Annotated in this window: 1 protein-coding gene; it reads right to left on the bottom strand. The window is 36.9% G+C overall.

Translation table 11 applies throughout. The annotated features are described in order from the left end of the window. A partial coding sequence (locus SB725_RS31135) for a hypothetical protein (protein WP_410923254.1) occupies nt 1–187 on the bottom strand: 187 nt, incomplete at its 3' end. Nucleotides 188–274 lie beyond the last annotated feature (87 nt).

The raw sequence follows: 274 nt of genomic DNA on the forward strand, positions 1-274 counted from the left end.
CTTTGTCTCGCTGCATGTGTTTAGAGATAGATAGCGCAGTGCTATTTGGGTTATAACAAACGCCTTTTAAGGTTCTGATATTAGTCACGGACAACTCGACACCTTGCTGACGAATGCCTTCTAGCAGCAGGTTGGTATAGGTATGCATCAATTGATGTAGTGTTTCGCTCATTGAATTGTTAGACATAGAAACTCTTTGATATAGTTGATAGAAGCAACTATATATAATAAGGTTGACAGTGTCAACTATAAATTAATTTTTGAAGCATAGTCT

Source organism: Pseudomonas sp. SIMBA_041 (genome assembly GCF_046535095.1).
Taxonomy (GTDB): domain Bacteria; phylum Pseudomonadota; class Gammaproteobacteria; order Pseudomonadales; family Pseudomonadaceae; genus Aquipseudomonas; species Aquipseudomonas mucoides.